5 protein-coding genes are annotated in these 4,700 nt (G+C 67.4%); 3 read left to right on the plus strand and 2 right to left on the minus strand.

Translation table 11 applies throughout. From position 1 onward, the window contains the following. Window positions 1–43: 43 nt before the first annotated feature. Both AB4Y86_RS12470 and AB4Y86_RS12475 read right to left on the minus strand, forming a co-directional pair. Window positions 44–1,660, minus strand: a complete 1,617-nt coding sequence (locus AB4Y86_RS12470) for a solute symporter family protein (protein WP_441402538.1) — start codon at window positions 1,658–1,660, stop codon at window positions 44–46. Then, the gene (locus AB4Y86_RS12475) at window positions 1,657–2,037 is read right to left on the minus strand and encodes a DUF485 domain-containing protein (protein ID WP_441402539.1); all 381 of its coding nucleotides are present in this window, start codon (window positions 2,035–2,037) and stop codon (window positions 1,657–1,659) included. The genes AB4Y86_RS12470 and AB4Y86_RS12475 overlap by 4 nt, the downstream gene beginning before the upstream one ends. 184 nt (window positions 2,038–2,221) lie before the next feature. Here AB4Y86_RS12475 and AB4Y86_RS12480 point away from each other — a divergent pair, with 184 nt between their 5' ends. The 3 genes from AB4Y86_RS12480 to AB4Y86_RS12490 are packed head-to-tail and all read left to right on the plus strand — an operon-like array spanning window position 2,222 to window position 4,581. Then, a complete protein-coding gene (locus AB4Y86_RS12480; protein WP_441402540.1) occupies window positions 2,222–3,439 on the plus strand; it encodes a sensor histidine kinase in 1,218 nt (405 codons plus the stop codon). 54 nt (window positions 3,440–3,493) lie between these two features. After that, window positions 3,494–4,213: a LytR/AlgR family response regulator transcription factor gene (locus tag AB4Y86_RS12485; RefSeq protein WP_441402541.1), complete on the plus strand. Its 720-nt coding sequence runs from the start codon at window positions 3,494–3,496 to the stop codon at window positions 4,211–4,213. Beyond that, complete coding sequence (locus AB4Y86_RS12490) at window positions 4,210–4,581, plus strand: hypothetical protein (protein ID WP_441402542.1); 372 nt, start codon at window positions 4,210–4,212, stop codon at window positions 4,579–4,581. Before AB4Y86_RS12485 ends, AB4Y86_RS12490 begins: the two co-directional genes overlap by 4 nt. Window positions 4,582–4,700: the final 119 nt, after the last annotated feature.

Consider the following 4,700-nt stretch of genomic DNA (forward strand, 5'->3'; position numbering starts at 1 on the left):
CCCGTGCAGTTGATGCACGGGGGCTCCTCTTCCCGCTGGGCGGCTAGTGGTTGGTGGCCTTTTCGGCGCCCACCCCGGTCAGGGAGCGGACCTCCATTTCGGCCTGCTTGGTGGTGTCTTCAAGCCTCTTGTCCAGTACCGTGCCCAGCCAGCCCAGGAGGAACGCGAGCGGGATGGAAACGATGCCCGGGTTGCTCAGCGGGAAGACCGCGAAGTTGGCCCCGGGGATCATCGACGTCTTGGCGCCGGAGACCACCGGTGAGAGCGCGATCAGGATGATCGCGGACCCGAGGCCGCCGTACATGCTCCAGATTGCCCCCTGGGTGGTGAATTTCCGCCAGAACAGTGAGTAGACGATCGTCGGCAGGTTGGCGGACGCCGCCACGGCGAACGCCAGTGCCACCAGGAACGCGACGTTCTGGCCGTTCGCAAAGATGCCGCCGATGATGGCCATGATGCCGATCACAACGACGGTCCGGCGGGCCACCTTGACCTCGGTCCCCGGGTCCGCCTTGCCCTTGGCGATGACGTTGGCGTAAATGTCATGCGCAAAGGACGCCGCCGCCGTGATGGTGAGGCCGGCGACCACGGCAAGGATGGTGGCGAAGGCCACCGCCGAAATGAAGCCGAGCAGCAGCGGACCGCCCAGGTGGAAGGCCAGCAGGGGTGCCGCGGAGTTGACCCCGCCCGGGGCTCCCTTGATCGTGTCGGCACCGACCAGAGCCGCAGCGCCGTAGCCCAGGACCAGGGTGAACAGGTAGAAGATGCCGATCAGCCAGATGGACCACACCACGGACTTTCGGGCTTCCTTGGCGGTCGGAACAGTGTAGAAGCGCATCAGCACGTGCGGCAGGGCGGCGGTGCCGAGCACCAGCGCGAGGCCGAGGGACATGAAGTCGAGCTTGGAGGTGTCCGACTTGCCGTACTGCAGGCCCGGGTTGAGCACTGCCGGGTTCTTCGAGGTTTCTACCGCGCCGCCGAGCAGATCGGAAAGGTTGAAGCCGTAGATGGCCAGGACCCAGAAGGTCATGACGGCGGCGCYGGCAATGAGCAGCATGGCCTTGATGATCTGGACCCAGGTGGTGCCCTTCATGCCGCCGATCAGCACGTACATAATCATCAGGGCGCCGACGACGATAATCACGAGCGCCTGTCCGCCCCAGTCGCTGATGCCCAGCAGCAGGGAGATCAGGCTGCCTGCGCCGGCCATTTGGGCCAGCAGGTAGAAGAAGCACACGGCCAGGGTGGAGATGGCAGCGGCGATGCGCACGGGTCGCTGCTTGAGCCGGAACGAAAGGACATCGGCCATGGTGAATTTGCCCGTGTTGCGGAGCAGTTCGGCCACCAGCAGCAGCGCGACGAGCCAGGCGACGAGGAATCCGATCGAGTACATGAAGCCGTCGTAGCCGTTCACGGCGATGGCGCCGGTGATGCCCAGGAACGACGCGGCGGAGAGGTAGTCGCCGGCGATGGCAGTACCGTTTTGCGGGCCGGTGAAGGAGCGGCCGGCGGCGTAGTAGTCCGCAGCGGTCTTATTGTTCCGGCTGGCCCTGATGACGATGACCATGGTGATCGCGACGAACAGGGCGAAGATGCCCATGTTGAGCGCGGTGGTGTCTTTGAGATCCGCAACGTTGACGGCGGGAACCATAAGAGTCATTTCGCTTCTCCGCTCACTCTGTTGCCGTGCTTGTCGAACTCGTGGCCCTCGATCTCATGGCGGATCTCGGAGGCGATCGGGTCCAGTTTCCGGTTCGAGTAGCTGACGTACCAGCCGGTGATGGCGAACGTGGACACGAACTGCAGCAGGCCCAGGATCAAGCCGATGTTGACGTTGCCCCAGACCTTGGTGGACATGAAGCCCACCGCGTAGTCGGCCAGCAGGACGTAGGCGAAGTACCACAGCAGGAATGCGATGGCCATCGGAAAAACGAAGCTGCGGTGACGTTTGCGCAGTTCTTGGAACTGCTCCGTCGATTGGACCTCCTTGAAGTCCACGGCCGCCGCTGCGTCCGTATGTTGGGCGTCGTGACCCATCGTTCCTCCTCGTTGAGACTGGCGAGCCACCGACGGGTACCCCCGGGCTCCGGAAAGAGACCTCCGGTGCTGTGTGACTGCAATCACTGTGCATCGTGAGGCACGCCACGTTCCAGCATCCGCGCGGTTAACGTCGCTCAACGGTTGCGATGCTGCGCCCAACGGCGCGCGCTACGCTGGCAGCATGCCGGACTCTCCCCTTGTCGYCGCGGCGGCAATCGCCATGATAGCCGCGGCCGTCGCCGTCGTCGTCGCCGTTGGACTCAAGGTCCTGCGCTCCTTCCGCGAGTTGGGCACGGACGCCGAACGCGCCACGTACAAGACCCTGCATGCCGCTTCCCGGGCCGGCCAGTACCTGCGCACCGGGCTGAATCCGGCCGGCGCCGCGAAGGCCAGCCGGCAGCTCCGCGGCCTGCTGGGCTGCGACGGTCTGGCGATCACCGACACCACGGGGGTGCTGGCGTGGGACGGCGCCGCGGAGGAACTCAAACCCGCGCTGATTGGCCTCGCCGCCAAGGTACTGGCCGGCGGCCACACGGCCGTGATTCCGGCCGGCGAACTGCAGATGCTCGCCGGCACCCAGGGCGCCGCGCCGGCGGCCCCGGGGGCGGAACGCGCCGTCATCATCGCCCCGATCAAGGCAGGCACTCGGGTGGTGGGGGTGGTGGCGGCCTTCGCCCCGGCAGCGAACGCCGGGCTGGTCCGGGCCACCGGCGAAGTGGCCGACTGGGTGGCGACACAGGTGGAACTGGCCGAGCTCGACGCGTCGCGGACCCTGTTGATGGAGGCCGAGGTCCGGGCGTTGCGGGCCCAGATCAGCCCGCACTTCATCTACAACTCGCTCAACGCGATCGCCTCCTTCATTAACACCGACCCGGTCCGGGCCCGGGAGCTGGTGGTGGAGTTCGCCGACTTCACCCGCTACTCCTTCCGCCGGCACGGCGACTTCACCACGCTGGCCGAGGAGTTGCGCTGCATCGACAGGTACCTCCTGCTGGAGCGGGCGCGCTTCGGCGAACGGGTCCAGGTCAGCCTGCGGATCGCACCCGAGGTGCTGAGCACCGTCATTCCATTCCTGAGCCTGCAGCCGCTGGTCGAGAACTCCGTCCGGCACGGCCTCGAGGCCAAGGAGGGCCCGGGCCACATCACCATCACCGCCAACGATTCCGGTGCCTTCGCCGAGGTGACCATCGAGGACGACGGCGTCGGCATGGATCCGGAGAAACTGCGCGGCGTTCTTGCCGGGCATTCCGACGGCGACCATGTGGGCCTGCGAAACGTCGATGCCAGGCTGCGGCAGGTCTACGGCGAGGACAACGGCCTGGTGATCGAGACGGCGCCGAACGAAGGCACCCTGATCACCATGCGGGTCCCCAAGTCGCAGCCCCGCCACGACGCCTGAGCCCCAGCGCCTCGGCTTCCGCGGCTCCCCCGGCTGCGGCGGTACCCTAGGACCATGATTAACGTCCTCGTCGCCGACGACGAGCTGCCCGCCGTCGAGGAGTTGGCCTACCTGCTCGGCCGGGATGACCGGATCGGGACCATCCATCGCGCCTCCTCCGGCGCCGACGCGCTGCGCGCCCTCGAGGCCGGCGACGTCGACGCCGTGTTCCTGGACATCCATATGCCGGCCGTCTCCGGGCTGGACATCGCCCGGGTCATTTCCCGCGGCGCCAAGCCGCCCGCCGTCGTCTTTGTCACCGCCGACGAGGACTGCGCGCTTGAGGCGTTCGAGCTCGCCGCCGTGGACTACCTGCTCAAGCCCGTCCGCGCCGAGCGGCTGGCCAGATCGATCGGCCGGATCTGTGATTTGATCCGCGACGGCGCCCCGGCCGCGGAGATGATCACGGTGGATCTCGGCGGCACCACCAAGATGATCCGACGGGAGGACGTCACCTACGTCCAGGCGCAGGGCGACTACGCCCGGCTGCACACCCCGGACGCGAGCTACCTGATCCGGGTGCCGCTGGCTGACCTTGAGCAGCAGTGGGCCGACGCCGGTGTCCTCCGGATCCACCGCTCCTACCTGATCGCCCTGAACCACGTCAGCCACATGAAGCTGGCCGCGGCCCGTCCCAGCGTGACCGTTGCCGGGGCCGAACTGCCGATCAGCCGCCGGCACCTGCCGTCGGTCCGGGAGAAGCTCGAAGCGACCCGGATCCGGCCGCAGGCATGACCCGGGTCCGCGTCACCGCCCCGCGCAGTTTCAACGCAGGCAGTGCTGCCGCGGTCCGCCCATCCGCGGACACGCGTGAGGCGGCCGAGGAGTCCGACGCCGGGCAACTGTTCGTCCGCTCGCTGATCCGCTCCCAGTTGCGGCTCGGCATCGTGGTGGCGGTCGGGTTCATGCTGATCCTGCTGGCTTTCGCGCTGCTGCTGGGACTGGTGCCGGGTATGGCGGAATTGCGGGTCGCGGGACTGCCCTTCGGCTGGGTCCTGCTGGGCGTCGGGGTCTATCCGGTGATCGGCCTGAGCGCGTGGCTGTATGTCCGGACAGCGGCGCGGAACGAGTCCCGCTACCGCGACCTCGCCGGGCACAAGTGAGGCCCGGATGAACCCGGTCGTCGGCGTTGCGGCCTTCGCCGCCGTCTCGCTGGCCACCGCAGTGATCGGTTTCTACGGCCTGCGGATTTCCCGCACCACCGGTGACTTCTACGTCGCCT

It is taken from the genome of Arthrobacter sp. 2YAF22_2 (assembly GCF_052114645.1).
GTDB lineage: Bacteria > Actinomycetota > Actinomycetes > Actinomycetales > Micrococcaceae > Arthrobacter.